The sequence below is a fragment of the Vibrio sp. B1FLJ16 genome, assembly GCF_905175385.1.
Taxonomy (GTDB): domain Bacteria; phylum Pseudomonadota; class Gammaproteobacteria; order Enterobacterales; family Vibrionaceae; genus Vibrio.
In genome coordinates this window covers 2,172,277-2,195,031 of record NZ_HG992749.1, presented here as the reverse complement: position 1 = coordinate 2,195,031, position 22,755 = coordinate 2,172,277, and the positions used below count along the sequence as shown (strand labels likewise).

Annotated in this window: 27 protein-coding genes; 12 read left to right on the top strand and 15 right to left on the bottom strand. The window is 45.1% G+C overall.

Annotated features, from left to right (window positions below):
- Positions 1 to 192 precede the first annotated feature (192 nt).
- Together lpcA and KHN79_RS09965 are read left to right on the top strand one after the other, a co-directional pair.
- Positions 193 to 768, top strand: coding sequence for a D-sedoheptulose 7-phosphate isomerase (gene lpcA, locus KHN79_RS09970; RefSeq protein WP_182008653.1), 576 nt, complete (start codon positions 193 to 195; stop codon positions 766 to 768).
- A gap of 215 nt (positions 769 to 983) precedes the next feature.
- Positions 984 to 1,829 (top strand): class II glutamine amidotransferase, encoded by an 846-nt coding sequence (locus KHN79_RS09965; RefSeq protein WP_182008652.1) that lies wholly within the window; start codon positions 984 to 986, stop codon positions 1,827 to 1,829.
- Positions 1,830 to 1,894: 65 nt separating this feature from the next.
- Here the strand turns inward: KHN79_RS09965 and purN are convergent, their stop codons facing one another.
- Both purN and purM read right to left on the bottom strand, forming a co-directional pair.
- Complete coding sequence (gene purN / locus KHN79_RS09960; protein WP_182008651.1) at positions 1,895 to 2,557, bottom strand: phosphoribosylglycinamide formyltransferase; 663 nt, start codon at positions 2,555 to 2,557, stop codon at positions 1,895 to 1,897.
- 153 nt (positions 2,558 to 2,710) lie between these two features.
- Positions 2,711 to 3,751 carry a phosphoribosylformylglycinamidine cyclo-ligase gene (gene purM, locus KHN79_RS09955; protein WP_182008650.1) on the bottom strand — a complete coding sequence of 347 codons (1,041 nt, stop codon included), beginning with the start codon at positions 3,749 to 3,751 and terminating at the stop codon, positions 2,711 to 2,713.
- A gap of 180 nt (positions 3,752 to 3,931) precedes the next feature.
- On the opposite strand from purM, the gene upp reads away from it, so the two are divergent.
- Entirely contained in the window at positions 3,932 to 4,558 is a 627-nt protein-coding gene (gene upp, locus KHN79_RS09950; protein WP_014232731.1) for a uracil phosphoribosyltransferase, read from the top strand.
- A 141-nt stretch (positions 4,559 to 4,699) separates the two neighbouring features.
- On the opposite strand, the gene KHN79_RS09945 is transcribed toward upp, so the two are convergent.
- A complete protein-coding gene (locus KHN79_RS09945) occupies positions 4,700 to 5,953 on the bottom strand; it encodes a uracil-xanthine permease family protein (protein ID WP_182008649.1) in 1,254 nt (417 codons plus the stop codon).
- A 431-nt stretch (positions 5,954 to 6,384) separates the two neighbouring features.
- On the opposite strand from KHN79_RS09945, the gene KHN79_RS09940 reads away from it, so the two are divergent.
- Complete coding sequence (locus KHN79_RS09940; protein WP_182008648.1) at positions 6,385 to 7,584, top strand: DUF2066 domain-containing protein; 1,200 nt, start codon at positions 6,385 to 6,387, stop codon at positions 7,582 to 7,584.
- A 45-nt stretch (positions 7,585 to 7,629) separates the two neighbouring features.
- On the opposite strand, the gene KHN79_RS09935 is transcribed toward KHN79_RS09940, so the two are convergent.
- The 4 genes from KHN79_RS09935 to KHN79_RS09920 all read right to left on the bottom strand — a co-directional run bounded on the left by KHN79_RS09935 (position 7,630) and on the right by KHN79_RS09920 (position 10,643).
- The gene (locus KHN79_RS09935) at positions 7,630 to 8,070 is read right to left on the bottom strand and encodes a DUF2069 domain-containing protein (protein WP_182008647.1); all 441 of its coding nucleotides are present in this window, start codon (positions 8,068 to 8,070) and stop codon (positions 7,630 to 7,632) included.
- A 166-nt stretch (positions 8,071 to 8,236) separates the two neighbouring features.
- On the bottom strand, positions 8,237 to 8,824 hold the full coding sequence (wrbA, locus tag KHN79_RS09930; protein ID WP_182008646.1) for an NAD(P)H:quinone oxidoreductase: 588 nt from the start codon (positions 8,822 to 8,824) through the stop codon (positions 8,237 to 8,239).
- The gene (gene arsC / locus KHN79_RS09925) at positions 8,825 to 9,175 is read right to left on the bottom strand and encodes an arsenate reductase (glutaredoxin) (RefSeq protein WP_182008645.1); all 351 of its coding nucleotides are present in this window, start codon (positions 9,173 to 9,175) and stop codon (positions 8,825 to 8,827) included.
- A gap of 16 nt (positions 9,176 to 9,191) precedes the next feature.
- Positions 9,192 to 10,643, bottom strand: a complete 1,452-nt coding sequence (locus tag KHN79_RS09920) for a M48 family metallopeptidase (RefSeq protein WP_182008644.1) — start codon at positions 10,641 to 10,643, stop codon at positions 9,192 to 9,194.
- A 298-nt stretch (positions 10,644 to 10,941) separates the two neighbouring features.
- Between KHN79_RS09920 and KHN79_RS09915 the strand changes: the two genes are divergently transcribed.
- On the top strand, positions 10,942 to 11,187 hold the full coding sequence (locus tag KHN79_RS09915; RefSeq protein WP_182008643.1) for a sulfurtransferase TusA family protein: 246 nt from the start codon (positions 10,942 to 10,944) through the stop codon (positions 11,185 to 11,187).
- A 1-nt stretch (position 11,188) separates the two neighbouring features.
- The gene (locus KHN79_RS09910; RefSeq protein ID WP_182008642.1) at positions 11,189 to 12,262 is read left to right on the top strand and encodes an AI-2E family transporter; all 1,074 of its coding nucleotides are present in this window, start codon (positions 11,189 to 11,191) and stop codon (positions 12,260 to 12,262) included.
- Between the two features lie 61 nt (positions 12,263 to 12,323).
- On the opposite strand, the gene bcp is transcribed toward KHN79_RS09910, so the two are convergent.
- Together bcp and KHN79_RS09900 are read right to left on the bottom strand one after the other, a co-directional pair.
- Positions 12,324 to 12,794: a thioredoxin-dependent thiol peroxidase gene (bcp, locus tag KHN79_RS09905; protein ID WP_182008641.1), complete on the bottom strand. Its 471-nt coding sequence runs from the start codon at positions 12,792 to 12,794 to the stop codon at positions 12,324 to 12,326.
- 16 nt (positions 12,795 to 12,810) lie between these two features.
- A complete protein-coding gene (locus KHN79_RS09900) occupies positions 12,811 to 13,353 on the bottom strand; it encodes a glycine cleavage system protein R (protein ID WP_182008640.1) in 543 nt (180 codons plus the stop codon).
- Positions 13,354 to 13,806: 453 nt separating this feature from the next.
- Here KHN79_RS09900 and dapA point away from each other — a divergent pair, with 453 nt between their 5' ends.
- Together dapA and bamC are read left to right on the top strand one after the other, a co-directional pair.
- A complete protein-coding gene (gene dapA, locus KHN79_RS09895) occupies positions 13,807 to 14,685 on the top strand; it encodes a 4-hydroxy-tetrahydrodipicolinate synthase (RefSeq protein ID WP_182008639.1) in 879 nt (292 codons plus the stop codon).
- 80 nt (positions 14,686 to 14,765) lie between these two features.
- Complete coding sequence (gene bamC / locus KHN79_RS09890) at positions 14,766 to 15,785, top strand: outer membrane protein assembly factor BamC (protein ID WP_182008638.1); 1,020 nt, start codon at positions 14,766 to 14,768, stop codon at positions 15,783 to 15,785.
- 73 nt (positions 15,786 to 15,858) lie between these two features.
- Here bamC and KHN79_RS09885 read toward each other — a convergent pair whose 3' ends face one another.
- From KHN79_RS09885 to KHN79_RS09870, 4 genes are read right to left on the bottom strand one after another with little or no spacing between them, the layout of a single operon-like run.
- A complete protein-coding gene (locus KHN79_RS09885; protein WP_182008637.1) occupies positions 15,859 to 16,062 on the bottom strand; it encodes a DUF2897 family protein in 204 nt (67 codons plus the stop codon).
- Positions 16,059 to 16,760, bottom strand: coding sequence for a M15 family metallopeptidase (locus tag KHN79_RS09880; protein ID WP_182008636.1), 702 nt, complete (start codon positions 16,758 to 16,760; stop codon positions 16,059 to 16,061). The genes KHN79_RS09885 and KHN79_RS09880 overlap by 4 nt, the downstream gene beginning before the upstream one ends.
- Positions 16,761 to 16,796: 36 nt before the next feature.
- Complete coding sequence (gene dapE, locus KHN79_RS09875; RefSeq protein ID WP_182008635.1) at positions 16,797 to 17,933, bottom strand: succinyl-diaminopimelate desuccinylase; 1,137 nt, start codon at positions 17,931 to 17,933, stop codon at positions 16,797 to 16,799.
- Positions 17,934 to 17,951: 18 nt separating this feature from the next.
- Positions 17,952 to 18,302, bottom strand: coding sequence for an ArsC family reductase (locus KHN79_RS09870; protein ID WP_182008634.1), 351 nt, complete (start codon positions 18,300 to 18,302; stop codon positions 17,952 to 17,954).
- Between the two features lie 316 nt (positions 18,303 to 18,618).
- On the opposite strand from KHN79_RS09870, the gene KHN79_RS09865 reads away from it, so the two are divergent.
- Complete coding sequence (locus KHN79_RS09865; protein ID WP_182008633.1) at positions 18,619 to 18,906, top strand: helix-turn-helix domain-containing protein; 288 nt, start codon at positions 18,619 to 18,621, stop codon at positions 18,904 to 18,906.
- 64 nt (positions 18,907 to 18,970) lie between these two features.
- On the opposite strand, the gene KHN79_RS09860 is transcribed toward KHN79_RS09865, so the two are convergent.
- Positions 18,971 to 19,300: a DUF4156 domain-containing protein gene (locus KHN79_RS09860; protein ID WP_182008632.1), complete on the bottom strand. Its 330-nt coding sequence runs from the start codon at positions 19,298 to 19,300 to the stop codon at positions 18,971 to 18,973.
- Positions 19,301 to 19,302: 2 nt separating this feature from the next.
- Positions 19,303 to 19,659 carry a DUF2956 domain-containing protein gene (locus KHN79_RS09855; RefSeq protein ID WP_182008631.1) on the bottom strand — a complete coding sequence of 119 codons (357 nt, stop codon included), beginning with the start codon at positions 19,657 to 19,659 and terminating at the stop codon, positions 19,303 to 19,305.
- Positions 19,660 to 19,860: 201 nt separating this feature from the next.
- Between KHN79_RS09855 and KHN79_RS09850 the strand changes: the two genes are divergently transcribed.
- From KHN79_RS09850 to KHN79_RS09840, 3 genes are all read left to right on the top strand, one after another.
- Complete coding sequence (locus KHN79_RS09850) at positions 19,861 to 20,346, top strand: DUF2919 domain-containing protein (RefSeq protein ID WP_182008630.1); 486 nt, start codon at positions 19,861 to 19,863, stop codon at positions 20,344 to 20,346.
- Between the two features lie 46 nt (positions 20,347 to 20,392).
- Positions 20,393 to 21,295: a Dyp-type peroxidase gene (locus KHN79_RS09845; protein WP_182008629.1), complete on the top strand. Its 903-nt coding sequence runs from the start codon at positions 20,393 to 20,395 to the stop codon at positions 21,293 to 21,295.
- A gap of 148 nt (positions 21,296 to 21,443) precedes the next feature.
- Positions 21,444 to 22,577, top strand: a complete 1,134-nt coding sequence (locus KHN79_RS09840) for a flagellin (RefSeq protein ID WP_182008628.1) — start codon at positions 21,444 to 21,446, stop codon at positions 22,575 to 22,577.
- The last annotated feature ends 178 nt before the right edge of the window (positions 22,578 to 22,755 follow it).

Genomic DNA, 22,755 nt, shown 5'->3' with positions numbered 1-22,755 from the left:
GCCGTTTTCTTAAGCAAAATACCAAGTTTATTACTGCTGCCGATCCAAATCTGCTGGTTCACTATCGACACTAATTCTCGTTTGTGGGTAAACTCTCTGTAACGAGATGTCTGGTGCGGAAATCGCGTCAGGACAATTTGCCAAGGTAATGCAATTACATACCAAAGGCCGACATAATAAAGAGAACGTCTTATGTACCAAGATCTGATTAGAAATGAGTTAAATGAAGCTGCTGAAGTGCTCAACAAATTTTTAAGCGATGACCATAACATTGCTCAAATTGAAGCGGCTGCAAAAATGATTGCGGATTCGTTTAAGCAAGAAGGTAAGGTTCTGTCTTGTGGTAACGGTGGTTCACACTGTGACGCTATGCACTTTGCTGAAGAATTGACAGGTCGCTACCGTGATAATCGCCCAGGTTATGCTGGTATCGCGATTTCGGATCCAAGCCACCTTTCTTGTGTGAGTAACGATTTTGGTTACGATTTTGTTTTCTCTCGTTATGTGGAAGCGGTTGGCCGTAAAGGTGACGTTCTGTTTGGTTTATCGACATCTGGTAATTCAGGCAATATCCTTAAAGCAATTGAAGCGGCAAAAGCAAAAGGTATGAAGACCATTGCTCTGACGGGTAAAGACGGCGGTAAAATGGCTGGTCTGGCGGATATCGAAATTCGTGTACCGCACTTTGGTTACGCAGACCGTATTCAGGAAGTACATATTAAGATTATTCATATCGTCATTCAGCTGATTGAAAAAGAGATGGAATAATACCAATCTAAATAAGTACTTGATCATTCTTGCTGGTTAAAATCGCTGATAGCTGCGTTATAGATTTTGCAATTAGAATAACTAGTTAAAGCAATCTATGCCTTGTTCTAAATGATTTTTCCTGAGCAATACATTGACCACTTACTTATCCAGATTGGTATAAAGTTTCGCAGCTTTTATCTGAGTTGCGGTATAGGTAAGGAGTTCGTTAAACGATGTGTGAGTTGCTCGGCATGAGCGCCAATGTTCCGACTGATATTTGTTTCAGCTTTACAGGCTTGATGCAACGTGGAGGCCGTACAGGCCCGCACCGGGATGGCTGGGGTATCACGTTTTATGAAGGCAAAGGTTTCCGGACTTTTAAAGATCCTAAACCTAGCTGTGATTCTAAAATTGCTGAACTGGTGCAGAACTATCCGATTAAAAGCCGTGCAGTGATCAGTCACATTCGTCAGGCAAACCGGGGCGGAGTTAATTTAGAAAATACTCATCCGTTCACACGTGAGTTATGGGGTAAGTACTGGACTTTTGCTCACAATGGTCAGTTGACGGACTATCAGGATTTGTACACAGGACGGCATCGTCCCGTTGGGCAGACTGACAGTGAATTGGCTTTTTGCTGGCTGCTGAAACAGATGGAAGACCGCTACCCAGAGCCCCCGCAAGATATGGAGTCCGTTTTTCTCTATATTGCTAAGTGCTGCGATCAACTGAAGGAAAAAGGTGTATTCAACATGCTGCTCAGCGATGGAGAGTACGTTATGACCTATTGTACCAATCACTTATACTGGATCACGCGCAGAGCTCCATTTGGCAAAGCGGCTTTGCTTGATGAGGATGTGGAAATTAACTTCCAGGAAGAGACGACGCCTAACGATATCGTTTCTGTGATTGCGACTCAGCCTCTTACCGGTAATGAGGAATGGCAGCGAATGAAGCCTGGCGAATATGGCCTGTTTCATTTAGGTGAGTTAGTTAAAAACAATGCTAATGAGCTGTCAGATGTCGCGTTCGCACCAAAGAAAGTAGCAAGTCAGGCTCCGACAGAACCACTGGAATAGTTAAATCCTTCCATTTGTAAAAAAGGCAGTCAATTGACTGCCTTTTTTCTTGGAATTAAAAGAGGTTACTCTTCTTCAGCGGCTGCATAACCATGAGGCCCAAGCGCTTTGCCATCGAGCCACGCTTTGCCCTCTTGCATCTTTAGTCTTTCTTCAACAAGCCATTTGGTGACCATAGGGTAGATGCTGTGTTCCTGAGTCTGAACACGTGCAGCAAGCCTAACGGCGTCATCATCTTCAAACACCGGTACTTTTGCCTGCAGAATCACCGGACCGCCATCAAGCTCTGGAGTAACGAAGTGGACACTTGTGCCGTGCTCTTTATCTTTAGCATCAATCGCGCGCTGGTGGGTGTGTAACCCCGGGTATTTTGGCAGCAGGGAAGGATGAATATTGATCATCTTACCCATGTAATGCTTTACAAACTCGTTGCTGAGAATACGCATGTAACCAGCGAGAATTACCACATCGGGTTGATACTGGTCGATTTGTGTCATCAGTTCTGCGTCAAATGCTTCACGAGATTCAAAAGCTTTAGGATCTACAAAATGGCCATCAACATTAAATTGCTTTGCACGTTCTAACCCATAAGCATCCGCTTTATTTGAGAAAACAGCCGAGACTTGTGCGTCAGGTATGTTGCTTTCGCACGCTTCTAAAATAGCTTGTAAGTTGCTGCCGTTTCCTGAAATGAGGACCACTATGTTTTTTAGGGTATGGTTTTTCATGATGTTGGGACTGCCTTGATCCTGTAGGTTTGAGTTGCGTAGCTTCAAAAATTACCTGCTATTAGAAAGGGTTTTGTTGTTCTAGATAGCAAAATGAGGACCTAGTAATCTAGTGTCCCCATTATTTTTTATATTTTGAGCAAGCAGCGCAAATTATTTGATTTCAACTTGCTCTTCGCTTGCTTCAGCTTGAGCGATTTCACCAATCACCCATGCGTTTTCGCCTTCTTCTTTCAGAAGTGCAACGGCCGCGTCAGCCTGATCTTTTGGCAGAGCAACAATAAGACCAACACCACAGTTGAAGGTACGGTACATCTCGTGTGTTTCAACGTTACCTTTTTCTTGCAGCCATTGGAAAATAATAGGCCATTCCCAGCTCTTGCCGTCAATTACCGCTTTCGTGCCTTCAGGCAGAACGCGTGGAATGTTTTCCCAGAAACCGCCACCTGTAATATGAGAGATTGCATGGATATCGTGCTTCTCAATCATCTTAAGGGCTGATTTGATGTAAATCTTAGTTGGTTCCAGAAGGTGTTCGCCAATAGTGCGGCCTTCTAGCTCTTCGTTTTTGTCTGCGCCAGAAACTTCAAGGATCTTACGGATTAGCGAATAACCATTTGAATGAGGACCGCTTGAGCCAACTGCGATAAGTGCGTCACCTGCGGCTACTTTCGTGCCGTCGATGATGTCTTCTTTTTCAACCACACCAACACAGAAACCTGCTACGTCGTAGTCTTCTCCTTCGTACATGCCCGGCATTTCAGCGGTTTCGCCACCAATTAGCGCACAGCCTGCTTGCACACAGCCATCTGCGATACCAGAAACAACGTCTGCTGCTGTGTCTACGTCCAGCTTACCTGTCGCGTAGTAATCAAGGAAGAACAGTGGCTCTGCACCTTGCACGATTAGATCGTTTACACACATCGCAACTAGGTCGACACCGATAGTATCGTGCTTGTTCATATCCAGGGCTAGGCGAAGTTTTGTGCCTACACCGTCAGTACCTGAAACTAATACAGGTTGTTTGTATTTCGTCGGTAATTCGCATAAAGCGCCAAAACCACCGATACCACCCATCACTTCAGGGCGACGAGTGCGTTTTACCGCACCTTTAATACGATCTACAAGCGCGTTACCCGCATCAATATCAACACCAGCGTCTTTATAGCTAAGAGAAGAGTTATTACCACTCACAGGGAAGTCCTCGGTATTTAAGTTGGATATGAAAACGGCGCTATTCTACCAGTGCTTAAATACAGATAGCAAACGTTTGCGCAGGTTTTTTTCTTTAGTGATATATCCTGATTTCCCTGCAAGAATTATGTATAATCTGAAGGTTTGATTAAATATAGCTAACTATAGCCGGAGATAGACATGAAAGTTGTTGAAGTAAAACACCCTCTAGTAAAACACAAAATTGGTCTAATGAGAGAAGGTGATATCAGCACTAAGCGTTTTCGTGAATTAGCGACAGAGGTCGGTAGCTTACTTACTTACGAAGCGACAGCAGACTTTGAAACTGAGAAAGTTACTATCGAAGGTTGGAATGGTCCGGTAGAAGTTGACCAGATTAAAGGTAAAAAAGTAACGGTAGTGCCAATCTTGCGCGCTGGTCTGGGTATGATGGATGGTGTACTTGAGCACATGCCAAGTGCACGTATTAGTGTTGTCGGTATCTACCGTGATGAAGAAACACTTGAACCAGTGCCTTACTTTAACAAGTTAGCTTCTAACATTGATGAGCGTATCGCACTGGTTGTTGACCCAATGCTTGCAACAGGCGGTTCTATGATCGCAACTATCGATCTTTTAAAAGAGAAAGGTTGTAACCAGATTAAAGTACTTGTTCTGGTAGCGGCTCCTGAAGGTATCGAAGCATTAGAGAAAGCTCACCCAGATGTTGAGCTATACACTGCCGCAATCGATGAGAAGCTAAACGACAAAGGTTACATCGTCCCTGGCTTGGGTGATGCGGGTGATAAGATCTTCGGTACTAAGTAATTCGTTCTTTAGTGAATAGTTAACCCGAATAGAAAAAACAAAGGCTTGGTTTTCACCAAGCCTTTTTTGTATCTCTTATTTCTTAACAAAGAGTTAGAAGAATAAAAGGCACCGCTTTAATAGAGACGGTGCAGACGAAAATTACTTCGCGCTTTCTTCTTCCATTTGTGCGTTGTCCACAACGTGGTTTTCACCCAAATCGTCTGGAAGTACCAGGTTAAGAATGATTGCCACGATACCACACAGGCTCACACCTTGGAGGCTGAATTCGCCAATACCGAAAGCCATACCGCCAATACCAAACACTAATGTAACCGCAACGATAACAAGGTTACGAGATTTATGAAGGTCAACGTGGTTTTTGATAAGTGTATTCAGACCTACAGTTGCGATAGAACCAAACAGTAGGATCATGATGCCGCCCATTACAGGGACTGGAATAGTCTGAAGAATCGCACCTAATTTACCAACCAAAGCCAGGACGATCGCTGTGATCGCTGCCCATGTCATGATCACTGGGTTGAATGCTTTAGTCAGCATAACTGCGCCAGTCACTTCGCTATAGGTCGTATTTGGTGGCGCGCCCACCATTGCTGCTGCCATAGTCGCAACCCCGTCGCCAGCGATAGTGCGGTGCAGACCCGGCTTTTTAAGGTAGTTTTTACCAGTGACATTTGAAATCGCTAACATATCACCTACGTGTTCTACAGCAGGTGCTATCGCCACCGGAATCATAAACAGAATCGCGTTAATATTGAATTCCGGTGCCGTGAAGTTTGGCATTGCCAACCATGCAGCTTGTGCTACCGGAGTGAAGTCAACCACGCCGTAAGCAAGAGACACTGAGTATCCCGCTAAAATACCGCCTGCGATAGGAACCAGCTTCAGAAAGCCTTTTGCAAATACGCTCAATGCAATGGTAGTTAATAGCGATACCGCTGAAATTATTAGTGCCGCATCACCATTAACCAGCTGAACCGCGCCATCACCCGTTTTACCAATTGCCATGTTTACTGCTGTTGGTGCCAGACCAAGACCGATAACCATAATAACTGGGCCAACAACAACAGGTGGCAGAATTTTATGGATAAAGCCCACACCGCGAACTTTAATCATCGCTCCAAGAGCAATATACACCATACCTGCCGCGAGTAAGCCGCCCATTGTTGCGCCGATACCCCAAGTCTGGATACCGAACATGATAGGAGCAATAAACGCGAAAGAAGAGGCAAGGAAAATTGGAACAGATCGTTTAGTGATTAATTGGAAGAGGAGAGTACCGACACCGGCACCGAAGAGTGCAACGTTTGGGTCAAGGCCTGTCAGAAGAGGCACGAGTACCAAAGCACCAAAAGCGACAAAGAGCATCTGAGCGCCTTGTAACGCATTTTTCATAATAATTCCCTATTAAAGATACGCAGACAAATTCGGCGAATAATATCATTTAGCAATCGTTTGCAACAATGATTAGATCAAACTTTTTTATGATTTCACATCGCTAAAGTATGTATTGAGAGAGATTTGGTAGCAAAATTGTCTGATTTATGAGCGTGAATTCATATTTTATGAGATTTTCGGCAAAGAAAAGTATGAAACAACGTGCTTCTTACATTTGAGGTACTACAAGAGCATTACGATACTATTTAAGTCCTACAAACAAGTAAGAAGGTTCTAGGGCGTAAAGATTGGCGAATTAATGTACTCTGATTAGTGTGCATCAAATAACGATAAGTTGTTTGAATTTGAAGCTATTTGCCCGGGTTTGCCTTGCCCAAGGTTTGATAGTTGCTTATCATGCGGTTTCTTGTTTAGAGGAAAATGAAACTATGCGCTATTTAGCTCTCTTACTGATAGGTTGGATGTCCCTGCCAGTTTATGCACTGACTAAGGTAGATATCTATCGTGCCGAAGTGGTCATTGATAGTGAGCAGGAGAACGGTGAATCTTTGGCTCGTGAACAAGGCATGAAAGAAGTCATTGTCAGAGCGACTGGTTCTCAGTCTTCATTAAGCCATCCCGTTGTTGAAAAAGCGCTGAGCTCAAATTCGCGTTATATATCGCAACTCAGTTATGGTCAGGTTAATGGTCAGCCTGGTTTGAAGATGCGCTTCAACGGCGGTCAGATTCATACTCTTCTAACTCAGGCGCAGTTGCCTACATGGTCGACTTACCGTTCGAATATTCTTGTCTGGGTAGTGGAAGAACAAGCCTATGAGCGTAGCATCGCCTGGGAACATTCAGACTCGCAGAATCTTTCACGGTTGCGTGACTCGGCAGATGCCCGAGGGCTGCCTATCACATTTCCTGTCGGTGATTTTGAAGATGTCACAGGTGTAAATGTGTCCGATGTCTGGGGTGGCTTTGCCGAACCAATTGCAAAAGCCAGTCAACGTTATCCGGTTGAAGCCGTGCTTGTTCTGCGTGTGTTAGGCGATCAGGTTCGCTGGACACTATACGATCAATCACCATCTGCAATTCTGATTTCTCACCGCGCGCCTCGTAGTGGCTCTGCATCAGGAACCAATGCTATTGCCGCAACGATTGATGGTATTACCGACTACTACGCAAGTAAGAGCGCGGTAGTTGTGACTGATGAGGCTTCAGATGGTATCACTATGAAAGTGGTGAACGTCAATTCAGCGTCAGACTTTTTCCGTTTAGAAAGTGCTCTGAAGAAACTCAACTCTGTCGCAGGAAGTGCGGTGAAGCGTGTTCAAGGCAATGAATTGATACTTAAACTTCATTTATTAGCGTCAAAAGAAGCCTTTGAAAAAGAAGCGTCATCAATCAAGCAGCTTACTGAGTACCAAGAGTCAGTTCAGCAAATGGAAGAAGTGCTCGTTGTGAAACCAGCTGAAGAGCCACAGCAAGTAGAAGTTGTGGTAGATGAAGCTCAGCTAGGCTCGGGGGTAGTTACCGCAGAAGTTCAGGCAGAGGAAACTCAGGAATCAGTCCCAGTTGTTATCACGCCGGTACAAGAACAGTATGATCTCATCTATGAGTGGACATCAGGTCAACCTTCATAAAATCAAAAAAAGAGTCGCAGTTCGCGACTCTTTTTTTGACTTAATTTATTTGTTGAACTTGGCTTTTTCTTCTTTTTCAACTTGCGATAAGCGCTTGAGTTTCAATCCCAGCTCTTTGCCTCTAGCTCTCGCAAACAGAATATTACCTATAAAGCCTGCCGTGGTCAGTACCAATTCAACGACTGCCAGCCAACGCTCACCATCATCGACATAAAGGATGGTCAGAGCATGCAGGAAGTACAGCATTAACACGAAGTTTGCCCAGGCATGGGTGTAGGGTTTGCCAGCTAATATGCCCGGAAGAGGGAGCAGAAGTGGAACACACCAGGCAACCGCTAAAGTTGTACTGCTCAAGTGAGGGTGGGGCGATAAAGCCAGTTGCCAGATGGCTACCCAAGCCAATAGAGCTAAATTGCCAAACAAAGCCAGATATCGGTAGCTTTTGGTTTGCGCACTGAGCGCAGGTTGCTCGAAAGATTCAGACATCGATTTACTATCCTTGAATTTACTAATACCAATCGTAGCAAATAACAGGTCATTCTAGCTTGTTAAAATGTTCGATAACTGCATTATAACTTTCGATTGTAGAATCACTACTTATCCAAAATTACGCCTTGCTCTCAAGCATTTTTCCTATGCTATTTCTGATCACTTATTTACTGTGATTGATATGACTGCCTTTCAGCTTTAGTGCTGCGGTTGCCAGTCGTTTGCCAAGTTTTTGTGCCAGACGAGCCTCATCGTCGGTCAGACTTGGCTCTTTGCCTACACTGCTCGCGCCATACGGTGTTCCACCTGACTGAGTTGAGTGTAGCTCTGGTTCTGCATAAGGAATACCAAGTAACATCATGCCGTGATGAAGCAATGGTGTCATCATGCTTTGTAGCGTTGTTTCCTGCCCGCCATGCATCGAAGATGATGAGGTAAAGACACAAGCTGGTTTATCGATTAAATCACCGCTTACCCACAAAGGTGTGGTTTGATCCCAGAAGTGCTTTAAAGGTGCAGCCATGTTACCAAACCAAACGGGACTGCCGAACGCAAGGCCATCGCACTTTTTTAGTTCCTCTAGAGTAACAATTGGATCAGAAGGGGGTTGTGAGTGAGGTGACAACTCTTCAACTGTTCGCAAAATTGCTTCGCATTGAGGAGTCGATTCGACTCCTCTTGCTATCTGTCTGGCCAGTTTTTTCGTTGCGCCGTGACGGCTGAAATACAAAATAAGGATCTGGCAATCCATTTATAGAATGTCCAGCACTTGCTCTGGCGGGCGACCAATTTTTGCTTTGCCGTTTGCAACTACAACCGGGCGTTCGAACAGTTTCGGGTTTTGTGCCATTGCTTCGAACAGTTGCTCATCGCTGACTGACGCATCACCTAAGCCGAGAGCTTTATAATCGGCCTCTTTTGTTCGCATCATGTCCCGAACTGATGAGAAACCAAGTTGAGCGTAAAGTGCTTTTAGTTCCTCGACGTTTAGTGGCGTTTCCAGGTATTTTATAACTTCTGGTTGTACACCATTTTGTTCTAGCAGATCTAAAGTTTGACGGCTCTTTGAGCAGCGAGGGTTGTGATAAATCACGACTGACATGGTTTTCTCCATTTCGTTATTGTAATGCCATGAATTGATCTCTTTGGATCATGAGTTGGTCGATACGTGCATCGTAGCGAGCTTGTTCTAAGCTGCCCAACTTAGCCATTTTACTCGCTTCACTATAATATTGAATCGCTTTATTCCAGTTAGCCCGCAGCGCCAAAATTTCGGCGCGTGCAGCAAGCTCTTCGTCGCTGCGCCCGAGCTCGTGGTAACTTTGCGATAATAGATGCCAGCCATTGGTGTCTTCTGGGCGATCATGGGTGTAGCGTTGCAAAATTCGGACAGCTTGATCATTTTTGTTCGCTTCGACCAGCGCATTCGCGTAGTTAATGGTCAACACTTTGTTCTGAGGGTTGCGCTTGAGTGCGCTGTCCATCATTTCAGCGGCTTTCTCCGGCTGTTTTTTCGCTATGTACAGGTCGCTCATTGCATCAAGATAAAACGGATTTCCCGGATCTTGGTTTAGTAGTTTTTTCAGTACTGGTTCTGCTTCAGACAAGCGTTTGGTATCTAAATAAACCAAAGCTCGTCCGTAATCAAACGAAGGCATGATATCGGCTGTTGCCTTTTCCTGCGTGCGCTCAAACCAACCTAAAGCAGCTTCTGCATCAATGCCGGCATAGCGGGCAACAATACGGGCACGAGCCAGGTGGTAGTCGATGGACGGAAGGATGCGCAGTGGTGGATAAGCTCGCGCACGCTGGCGGCTATCGGTAATGCGGTCTTCTGGCAGCGGGTGGGTAAGCAACATCGGAGGTGGCTTACTTGCATAACGATATTCGTCAGCTAATCGCTCGAAGAAGCGCGGCATGGCCTGCACGTCAAACCCGGCTTTTGCAAGTGTTGCAATACCAAAGCGGTCAGCTTCTTTTTCGTTAGATCGGGTGTAGTTTATCTGACTTTGCATGTTACCTGCGGTTGCGGCCGTTATGGCTGCGATGCCAGCTTCAGGTGCTGCAATCGATAGGAGCAACGCGCCCGCCAGTGCGGCTAATGTTGCAGGTGAACGCCGTGCTTGTTCTTCCATACTGCGCGCAAGGTGGCGCTGAGTTACGTGGGCGATTTCATGGGCGAGAACGGAAGCGAGTTCACTCTCAGATCTGGCGTGCAGAAATAATCCAGAGTGCAAAGCCACATAACCGCCAAAAAACGCAAAAGCGTTGATATTGCGGTCACGTATCATAAAAAAGTGGTACGGCGTTTTTACGTCATTGGCATTTGCTACCAGACGGTGGCCGAGAGAATCAATATATTCATTGATAACCGGATCGTTTACGATGGGCTTGCTCGCTCTGAGCATGCGCATGTAGGCGTCACCATAAATCAACTCCTGATCTATCGATAGAGTGCTCCCCGCAGCAGTGCCAATATCTGGTAAATCGATATTACTGGCGTAGGTCGTTGGCGAACTAATTGCGGCAGCAATGCATAAGCAAACTAGCGATCGAGTGCGTTTTAACATACGTTTTAAAGGTTCTCCCAAATACCTAAGTACGTGGTGGAGACAGAACATCTCACAACATCACCACCATACTCTCTGGATGAGTATACCTAAATAACCTCGGGATGATCGCCATAAGCCATGCATCTTGAAGTCATCCTGGTATGCGCTAGCAATAAGACCAGCAATAAATGAATTGGTTTCGTAACTGATTAAATATCCGAGTGATTTCAGTGAACGGATAAATCCTATCAGAAGTGCTAGCTACAGCTAAAAAAGCCGTTACAATACAACCCTATCACAAGTGCAGAGCAATACAATGGAATCCACGTTACTTGATTTGCGTGAGCAACGCTGCCCGATGGCACTGTTACTTGCCAAGCGTCACGCTGCGAAGACCTTTAACGGAGAAAAAACGCGGTATCACAAACTTGTCATTCAAGTGTCGGATTACAGCTCTAAACAAGATATTGTGAATTACCTGAATGCCCAAGGGTATATGGTTGATTGCCAACCAACATCCGATCACTACACATTGACTGTTTGTAATAAGGAATCCGCTTAAGATGTTTGAAATGGTAAGTCGTTGGTATCAACGTCGATTCTCAGACCCTCATGCAGTTAGCCTCGTCGCTATATTGCTGTTTGGCTTTATCATCATCTACTTTTTCGGTCATCTTATTGCCCCGCTACTCGTAGCGATAGTGCTGGCTTATCTGCTTGAATGGCCGGTGGTGAAAATGTGTCGTCTGGGAATACCGCGTACCGTTTCTGTCATCTTCGTTCTGCTTATTTTCATCAGCCTGATGTTGCTTGCTTTATTTGGTCTCGTACCAACTATCTGGAATCAGGTCGGAAATCTTATTAATGACATCCCTAATATGTACAATGGACTACAAAAGTTCATTGTTACCTTGCCGGAACGTCACCCAGAACTGGCTAATCTGCAAATCGTAGAAACCCTTGTCACTAATGCTAAAAATCAGGCTATTGGTCTTGGTGAGAGTGTTGTTAAAGGCTCACTAGCTTCACTGGTCAGTTTAGCGACTTTAGGGGTGTACTTGATTTTGGTTCCTCTGCTTATCTTCTTCTTACTTAAAGATAAAGAAGTGATGATCGGTATGGCCAGCGGCATGATGCCCAAAAACCGTAAGTTAGCCAATAAAGTCTGGCATGAGATGAATGAGCAAATCTCCAATTATATTCGCGGTAAGGTGCTGGAAATTCTGATTGTCGGCTGTGTCAGCTATGTCACCTTTGCTATTCTTGATTTACGTTATTCTGCATTATTAGCCGTTGCTGTGGGTTTATCGGTTCTGATTCCATACATTGGCGCTGCGGCAGTTACAGTACCGGTAACTATCGTAGGTTTGTTCCAGTGGGGGCTAACGCCACAGTTCTACTGGCTTTTTGTGGCATACATGATTATCCAGGCACTAGATGGTAACGTACTGGTTCCGGTTCTGTTCTCTGAAGCTGTTAACCTTCACCCAGTCGCAATCATTGTCGCCGTGTTAGTGTTTGGCGGCTTGTGGGGGTTCTGGGGCGTCTTCTTTGCAATCCCGCTTGCGACCCTGGTGAAAGCGGTCTGGAACGCACTGCCGAGCACCGATGACCCGGAACCTGCCGAGCAAGATTAATTATCTTTATATAGAAAAAGCCCAGCGATTGCTGGGCTTTGTTGTAGTTAGGCTATTAGGGTTACGCGTTTTCGTTCAGGTAGTTTAAGACCACTTCATGGTGATCTTTGGTCTTGAACTTATTGAATACGTGTTCAATGACGCCTTCTTCATTGATTAAAAAGCTGATGCGGTGAAGTCCGTCGTAGACTTTACCCATAAACTTCTTCTCGCCCCACACACCGAACTGCTCTGCTACTGCGTGGTCTTCATCAGAAAGGAGTGTAAAGTTCAGATTGTCGCGCTCGATGAATTTGCCTAGGCGTTTTACCGGGTCGATACTAACACCGAGAACAACGACATTATGTGCGTCCAGTTCTGCCTTAACATCGCGCAGACCTTGTGCCTGAACGGTACAGCCCGGAGTCATGGCTTTAGGGTAAAAGTAGAAAAGTACTTTCTTGCCTTTAAAATCGCCAAGAGTAACTGTATTGCCGTCTTGGTCGAGCAAAGAGAAGGCTGGCGCTGGCGAGCCTGCTGTCAGCGTATTCATTATGATTTCCTTTACTTTATAGTGTGTTTTTAATGAAATTCAGAGAACCTTGTACGTTAAGCAACTTACAAAGTTCATTGAAATCTTCTTGTAACTGCATAAGGTTACAATCAGCACTAACCGATGCAGTGATGGCAATGTGGAATTGATCGACATCGGCCTGAATCTTCGACTTACTGATGGTTTGTGCGCTAAGCGAATCCAGCCCAATCTGCTGATCCGCAAAGAATTGGGTAAATTTTTCAGTTAGGCCCGGACGGTCTTCTGATTCGATAAAGACTTCCATTGTGTAACTGTTATCAAGTAACTCGTGAGTGGCGGTACGCTTCATTATCGTAATCAGGTCATGTTCCTGGCCCAATAAAGGCATTTGTGTCTCAACACGAGTGATATTACTGGTGCTACCGGTTAGTAGCATAATGAGGGTAAATTCATTGCCAAAGATAGCGATACGGCTGTCGACAATGTTACAGCCAGCCTGCGTAACGAGTTTTACGACTTGGTTACAAATGCCAGGGCGATCCGTTCCAACGGCTGTAAGTACCAGATGTTGCTTCATAAATGAGCTTCTTGTCCTTTCTTCAATAGATCGAATGTTAGCACAGTTACGCCGGAGAAATATCGAGTCTGTTGTTTTTTTAGTTAATACAGGTGTATGTTTTGCGTAACGGTATTCAGGGTTTGTTAACCATTTGCACTGCTTATGTTTAGACGCTGATTTTTTTATTCACTCAAACCTGACTTGCTCAGGCTTACCAGAGAGTATATTTCTGCGCTCAGTGACAGGTGAACTATTACTTTCAGCTTTTGAATAACGCGATGATTGAGTTACTTAAATAATAAAATTATCAAATCCGAACTGAATCAATGCCGAAAGTGAGCAATTAAGTTGCTAGATCTCTAACATCTGATAATTATTCATTCATTTGTACTTTGTAAGCGAGTTTACGCTCTTGTGTTTTTCAATCGCATTACAGTACCATGCAGAAAGAACTAAATAAGGGAGATAAACATGTTTTCAGGAAGTATCGTAGCGCTGATTACACCATTTAAAGCCGATGGTGAAGTAGACTTTGACGGTCTGCAAAAGCTAGTGGAATATCATATCGAATCCGGTTCGGATGGTATTGTAGCCGTAGGTACAACCGGAGAGTCAGCGACACTGACGATTGAAGAGCATGTAAAGGTTGTTAACAAGACTGTAGAGTTTGCCAATGGCCGCATCCCTGTGATCGCTGGTACAGGGGCAAATGCAACCCACGAAGCAGTAACATTTAGTAAATTGCTAGCGGATTCGGGTATTTCTGGCTTTTTAAGCGTAACGCCTTACTACAATAAACCAACACAAGAAGGTTTATTCCTTCACTATAAGGCAATTGCTGAAGCGAGTGATGTACCACTTATTTTGTATAATGTTCCAGGGCGCACGGCTGTTGATATGCAGCCAGAGACAGTGGCACGTTTGTCAAAGCTTGATAATATCGTCGGCCTTAAAGATGCGACAGGCGATTTGGATCGAGTTGCAATTCATCGTGAACTTTGTGGCGAAGATTTTATCTTACTAAGTGGTGATGATGCGACTGGCTTAGATTTTGTTAAGCTAGGTGGCAATGGTGTTATCTCGGTAACTAACAACATCGCAGCCAAAGACATGGCAGACATGTTCCATTTGGCAAGTGAAGGTAAGTTCGAAGAAGCAGAATCTATTAATAAGCGATTAATGACGCTGCACAAGAATCTGTTCGTCGAGGCGAGTCCGATCCCTGTAAAATGGGCGGCACTCAAGCTTGGATTGATTGATGATGGCAGTCTGCGTCTTCCGCTAACCACGCTTTCTGAAAAATCGCAGCCGATCGTGGAACAGGCGTTAACAGACGCAGGTATTTACTAAGATTGAGCTGTTAAGATTGAGTTACTAGGATTGAAGTGCATGCTGAGGGCTTACGAGCCCTCAGTGTTTTAGGAGTATAAATGAAGCTTTCAAGCCAGTTAGTGTTAAGTTCATTAGCTGTATTCGTATTGACTGCCTGTTCAGGTGGTGCTAACCAACGTCGTCAGGCAAAGGACGATTTCGAGTATTTAAACACCCCTGAGTTGGGTGAGTGGAATGTACCCCAAGGTGCTCAGTCTCAGTACTATCCGAATTTCGAAATTCCTCAGGGCGATTTCGTTGGCGGTGTGGGTAAAGATGTGGACATTCGACCGCCACAACAAGTGTTAGAACTCATCCCTGGCGCTCGCCTGGATCGCAGCAGAGATGGTGAAGTAACACTATGGCTATTACGTAAAGATGAACAGGATAAGGTCTGGAATACTGTACAAGGTATGGTTGAAGACAGAAAAATTCCAGTTGAAAGCCAAACAGACTCCCGTATTGAAACAGGCTGGGTAACCTGGGACTCTGCTGATGAAGATATGGAGATCGGCAGCCGTTATGAAATTACTCGTACTGAGTCTGGCGGTCGTTACGGTTTTAAAGTAAGCCTTATCGACTGGCGTGAAGGTAACCAAGTTAAAGATGTCACTCCGATAAACCGCGAACGCTATAACGTTTTCATGACCAACTTGGTGACTGCTCGATACGATCAACAAGTCCGTGAAGAGGCACAGCGTAAAGCACAAGAATTGGTAAAACACATCCCAATTACTATGGGTACGGACCGAAGCGGTCTTCCTGTTATTATTGCCCGTGCTCAATATGATGTCCTGTGGCCGCGTCTGCCAGTGATTCTTCCTAAGATTGGATTCACAGTTGAGGACCGCACGCAGTCTCAAGGTACAGTCGAGGCCAAATACGCATCGCCGGATGATGAGTACTGGAATGATATAGGCGTTAAACCAGTCGACTTAAAGGCGGGTAAATATACCTTCCTACTGGGTGATTTGGGTAACCGTACTTCAATAAATATTACCGACTCATCAGGTAAGCCTGTAGAGGAAGAGTTCCTGAAATCACTGGTGCCTGTATTGGCTGAAGTGGTTAAGCAGTAGTCTTTATTTACAAGAGCATTAATAAAAAGGGACCTAATGGTCCCTTTTTAATTATTTGAGATTGCGATATTTACTAAGGAGCATCATCGTCTTTAGTCTCTTTATCGCCATAACGCTTTTGGTCAATTTCATTCAATCGATCCAACTCGTTTTTACGGCTTTTATCCATTTGATTAAACTTCATGTTAGCCGTGTATTTCAATGCGGCGATGTTACCGATCACAACACTTACCACCACAATGATGATAACCCAGGGGTTGGTCAACAGTTCTATCATAGTGCCTCCGGTGGTAGTGATATGTTACGGATATACGTAGACACAATCTTCTCTAAATTATTTAGTATCGAATCGATTCCTGCAATGCAGTTCTGCTCATTTTGTTGTATCAACTCGCTTCTGAGGAGATCAGGCGTCAACTGTGACAAACACTGCTGACCGACAGAAATATGGCTAATATGCCACGGCTCAATCGCAACACCACCCATATCTTTCTGGTAAGGGAAGAAAAAATTGAACTCGTTGAGATGCTCTTTTAGCCAAAGATAGAACTCATGTTGGTGTCCCTGCAGGTACTCCCATGGTTCAAGTTGTAGACTGACTTCCGGAGGCAACAAGTTGCGAGCATAGACATCGAAATCGCAGCCCCAGTGATGACGGCTGCCACCCGGAAGTGCAGACCAGCGTAATATCGCCATTACTTTATCATCATCACTTAATCGGGCTTTATCCAGGGGCTGAGAATCAGAATCTAGAATAGGCAACTCACCGGAAAACTTGCCATTCCAGATTGCACGTTGGCGAGCAAAATCCCGGAAGCCACTGGCAATTTCTATCTTAAATCCTGCTGCTGTCGCCGCTTCAATCATACTGAGCAAGTCATTCGCAACTTCCGGATGAAGCAAAAAAGCTTTCTGACCAATCATGATTGATTGAAGGTGAGAATCGGTAATACCGGTGAGTTGCGATGGTGTCATGTTATTCTCGTTATCTATAGAATCGCTTGCCGACGATTACTTCGCCAGCAAATGCTTAAGCGTGTTTTGGTACATATCGGTTAATTTCTCAAGGTCGTCCACTTTAACGCACTCGTTCACTTTATGAATTGTTGCGTTTACAGGCCCGAGTTCTACCACCTGACCACCCATTCGGGCGATAAAGCGACCATCAGATGTACCACCTGTCGTTAGTAGTGCTGGTTTGGTGTGGTTTACTTCATCAACCGCAACAACAACGGCATCGAGCAAGGCACCGGTATCCGTCAGGAACGGGTCGCCGTTGAAAGTCCAGTTCAGCTCATAGTTCAGATCGTGCTTATTTAGTATTTCAGTGACACGCTCAACAATCACATCGTTGTTTAGCTCGGTGCTGAAACGCAGGTTGAACTGTACGTTGAACTCGCCCGGAATGACGTTTGATGCACCAGTACCTGCGGACACGTTAGGAATTTGGAAGCTGGTTGGCGGGAAGTAATCATTACCTTTATCCCATTCCGTTGTCGCCAGCTCGTGAATGGCCAACAGAGAAGAGTGAACAGGGTTGTTCGCAAGGTGCGGATATGCAACGTGACCTTGGGTGCCTTTTACTGTCAGGTCGCCAGTGATTGAGCCACGACGGCCATTCTTCACTACATCGCCAACGATGTCTGTACTTGAAGGCTCACCGACAATACACATATCAATGTTTTCGCCGCGCTCCATCAGAGCATCTACAACTCGCACTGTGCCGTTAATGAACGGGCCTTCTTCATCCGATGTGATCAAAAAGCCAATCGAGCCATCGTGATCCGGGTGCTCGGCAATAAAACGTTCTACCGCAACCAACATCGCTGCAAGAGAGCCTTTCATATCAGCGGCGCCACGACCATACAGGTAACCATCCTTAACGGTTGGTTCGAATGGGGGCGTATCCCATTGTTCCAGCTTGCCGGCTGGTACGACATCGGTATGGCCGGCAAATGCAAACAATGGTGCTTTTGTGCCGCGTCGAGCCCAGAAATTAGTCGTATCCTCGAACACCATGACTTCAATATCGAAGCCAAGCGCCTTTAGTCGCTCGATCATTACGTCCTGGCAACCTGCGTCTTCAGGTGTTACCGATTGTCTGCTGATTAGGTCTTTAGCAAGAGCCAGTACCGAACTGTCTGTCATCCTTGAGTGTTCCTTAAATTATGAGTTAAAAATGGTCATGTATTGATCAGCTTTGAAACCGATATGAAGTTGATCATTTACTTTCAGAATAGGGCGCTTAATCATCGCCGGGTTCTCTACCAGCAGCTTAATCGCATTCTCTTGATTGAGAGAGTCTTTTTGTTCCTGAGTCAGCTGGCGGAATGTCGTGCCACGTTTGTTTAGAACAACTTCCCAGCCCAGAGCATCACAAAACTCTGTCACTAATGCGGTATCCACACCTTGTTTTCGGTAATCATGAAACTCATACGCGATGCCTTCCGCTTCTAGCCACTTTTTGGCTTTTTTTATCGTGTCGCAGTTTGGTATACCGAACATGGTTGTCGTCATAATGTTTCCTTTTCTTTTTCTTTTGCTCTCAAGCTCCGAAGAAGCGTCGTTAAAGCAGTTTGGGCTGTTCACGCATCCTATCAAGAAGCAACCGAACTGACAAAATGCTAAAGAGAATAATTTATGCAGTGGTAATAGAGACGAGGTTTCCACGTATAGGGATTGACAACCGAGTTGAGGAAACTAAGAACTCAACTTGTAGGAATTCGAGTAAAATAACAACAAAGTAGGCCGGATACGTCGAGTTATTGATCAAACGCAACATTCTAGCGTGCAAAAACGAAATAATGATTCAGCACAAGTTTAGGAGGTGTCAATGGAGTTGAGTCCTGTTTTTGCAAGGCGGTTATATTTGGCCTTGTTGGTCGAAAGTCTTGAAAGGCCGAATGTACCAAAGTTAATCGAAAAAACGGGTTGGCCTCGTCGTACAATTCAAGATGTACTGAAGGCTTTACCGGGTATCGGCATTGAACTTATATTTGTTCAGGATGGTCGACGTCATAATGACGGCTACTACCAACTTTCGGACTGGGGACCTTTTGATAGTCAATGGGTTTTGGAACGAGAGAGCGATATTGCAAGTAGCCTTGGATTTCGTGCATAAGCCAGCAATTGCTGGCTTTTTTTCTATATACCCAAATGACTTCAAAATGCGCGAAAACCAGAAACTAGTTACAGCGGTAGGCGATGCCCAATACGGTAAATGATGTCACGAAGTACTGCGGAGAAATCATAAATACAGTGTCGGCGTTGATTACCATGGCGTTATTTTTCAGGTCGTTAACTGCACCTTCGATCATGTCATCATTGGTGTAGAACAGGTAGTTGTACCAGTGTCCTTCACTGCCTGTTATTTCACCGAGATATTTGCACTGAGCAGGGGCAAACTGGCCATCAATCCGGATTTCGACCTGCTGACTCTGGTCATGAGGATTTACCGGAGTAGATGAGCAGCCAGAGAGCGAGAGTATTGCACTTACAACAATGACCTGGCGCATAATCAGTTTCCTATCAAAATAGTGGCAGCAAACCCTATCCAGCTGAGAACAAGCAGTACCCACGGCAGTGTGGATGAGTTCTTTGATGTTGGTTCTGCGGTAGTCTGAACCTCTGAATGTGTCAGCTCTTCTGACTGACGCTGCTTATCTCTTTGTTGTTTCTTTTTGGCTTTATCTGCCTGGCGGTTACGTTCTTTCTGTTGTTTCTTATATAGTGCAATACCTTTTTCAATACCTTGAGCAATGAGTTTAGTCTGCTCTTTTGTCTGCCCCGGCTTTTGCGTCGCTCTTGCGATATTCATCGCTTCATTCTGGGTTTCCTGAGAAGGAACAGGTACTGCGGTAGTTTTCTTTTTCATGGTTCTGAATCACCCGGCTTTTGCTGCCTGAATCTGAAATCGTTCCGTTATAGTACCTGCCAAATTAGTTGAAATGAACCACTGAGCCCGCGTTATGAGCGGACGCTCGCCGTAGTTTGCGGGCGTAGCACGTCTGCTGCGTTGCAGTTTCGCTGCGATCAGGTAAAGTGACCGCAGTGAAAAGTTAAAGAAGAAGTTATTGTGCGCTACGCATTCGATCAATATGACACTCATGGATTCTTGAAAGCGCCGATTTTAGTTTGGCTGGGCTGGATATTTCTCGCCCGCTCCTGGGTGGTGTTTGCCATGGCGGGTGTAAGCAGAGAAAGCGGAAGTAAACTGCTGTCTATTGTTTATCCGGATTCAGGTACCCTGTATTTAGGGCTAATGATGGGCATACCTAGCTTGATGTTGGTTTGGTTGATGGGGTTACGTCAGCCAGAACGCAAGTGGGTGAATAAAATAATGTACTACGGTCGTGAGGTGACTTTGATCTTGTGCGGTATTCAACTTGCCCAGACCATGTATCATGTATATCTAGAACATGGTGTATTCAACTGGGCCAACGCGCTTACTATCACCTTATTATCCTGGTTTATGATCTACCTTCTCAACGGAAGGTGGGTAAAAGACTGTTTTGAAGTGCCACGATTCGAGCACAGTCAAGAACAGCCTTCAAAGAATTAGAAATTAACAACTTCCCGCACAGGGGCAAAGTATAGAGGAAACCTCAATGTTACAAGCTCAAACGGCAATTGTGCCAGAAGCAGGGCCATTTGCACTGTACACTCAACTAAAAGTGAACCAAAACCGTGAAAACGTATTGGCGAAACTAAAAGCGCTTCCGGAGCTGGTTGAAGAGCTAAATAACAGCCAGCCAGGTGCTGACCTGACACTTTCTATTGCATTCACAAAATCATTCTGGCGACACTTGAACGTCGATATGCCAGAAGAACTGATCGATTTTCCACAGCTTGGCGAAGGCGATACTGTTGCACCATCGAGCGATGTAGATGTATTAATCCATTGTCACTCAACACGTCATGATCTGCATTTTTACGTATTGCGTAAGTTCTTGCTGGAAACTTCTGAAGACGTAACAGTCGTTGATGAAACATACGGCTTCCGCTACCTGGATGCTCGTGACATGACTGACTTTATTGACGGCACTGAGAACCCGGAAGGCGAGGCTCGTGCTGAAGTGGCTCTGATTAAAGAAGGCCCGTTTGCTGGTGGTAGTTATGTTATGGCTCAGCGTTTTGAGCATAACCTTCCTGCATGGAACCGCCTGAACGTAAAAGCACAAGAAAAAGTCGTTGGCCGTACAAAACCAGATTCTGTTGAGCTTGATGATGTACCAGCAGCGTCTCACGTAGGCCGTGTTGACATCAAAGAAGAAGGTAAAGGCCTCAAGATCGTCCGTCACAGCTTACCTTACGGTACAGCTACCGGCGCTCACGGTCTGTTGTTCATCTGTTACTGTCAAAACCTGCACAACATCAAAGTGATGCTTGAGAGCATGTATGGTGTTACTGATGGTAAAACAGACCAGCTGTTACGCTTCACTAAAGCTGTTACCGGTGCTTATTTCTTCGCTCCTTCTCAGGAGATGTTAGCGGAACTGGCTATTAAGTAAGGTTAAGTTCACTCTAACTTCCAAGCCCTCCACCCGGAGGGTTTTTTGTTTTAACGCTCTTTGTTAAGACAATTTTCCTTAAAACACTAAAATTTTGTCTGTCTTGGCCGATAAATATCCAAAGCCTTAATTTTGGGACTATCTATCAATGGCCATCACCGTTAATACCAATGTTTCAGCCCTCGTTGCGCAGCGTCATCTGACCAATGCGACGGACATGCTGAATCAATCCATGGAGCGTCTGTCTTCAGGGAAGCGTATTAACAGCGCAAAGGATGACGCAGCAGGGTTACAGATATCAAACCGTCTTCAAGCGCAGATGCGAGGCTTAGATGTTGCCGTACGCAATGCAAACGATGGTATTTCAATCATGCAGACCGCAGAAGGGGCAATGAATGAAGTCACTAATATTATGCAGCGTATGCGGGACTTGTCTTTGCAGTCGGCGAATGGCTCGAACAGCAAGGCAGAAAGAGTCGCATTGCAAGAAGAAGTAGGCGCACTGAATGATGAGCTGAACCGTATCGCGGAAAGTACCTCGTTCGGCGGACGTAAACTGCTTAACGGCACCTTTGGCACATCTTCTTTTCAGATAGGAGCGTCTGCCGGAGAAGCTGTACAAGTCGAATTAAAGTCGATGCGCAGCGATGGCCTTGATATGGGCGGCTTTAGTTACATTTCAAAAGGTAAAGCAGGCTCCGATTGGCAAGTAAGTAGTAATGCTAACCAGTTCACTATGTCCTTTACTAATAGGCTGGGTGAGACAGAACAGATCCGGATTAACGCTAAAGCTGGTAACGATATTGAAGAGTTAGCGACCTACATCAACGGACAGACAGACAAAGTATCAGCCTCGGTTAATGAAAAAGGGCAACTGCAAATCTTTATGGCAGGCCAGGAAACGTCCGGTCCGATCTCTTTCTCCGGTGAACTGGCAAATGAACTTGGTATGGCGCTGCAAGAGTATCAGGCAGTCGACAATATTGATATCACCAGCGTGGGCGGCGCTCAGCAAGCGGTCGCTGTGCTGGATACAGCGATGAAATATGTCGATAGCCACCGCGCTGAGCTAGGTGCGTACCAGAATCGCTTTAACCATGCGATTAGAAATCTGGACAATATTCATGAGAATGTTGCTGCGTCTAGAAGTCGTATTCAAGATACGGACTACGCCAAAGAAACCACCCAAATGGTTAAACATCAGATCTTGCAACAAGTCAGTACTTCCATTCTTGCTCAGGCGAAACAAGCGCCAAACCTTGTTTTATCTTTACTAGGTTAGACCTCAAAACTAATAAAAAAACAGCCTGTATCGACAGGTTATAAAGAAGCTTTAGAGAAAAATTAAAGTTTTTTTAGTTTTTTATCTGTTTCATCACGATACCCCCTCGAAATGAACTTTTTTCAAAAAAACTGAAGATTTTCTCTAAAGGAATCAGGTTATGCGCCGTTAATAAAAG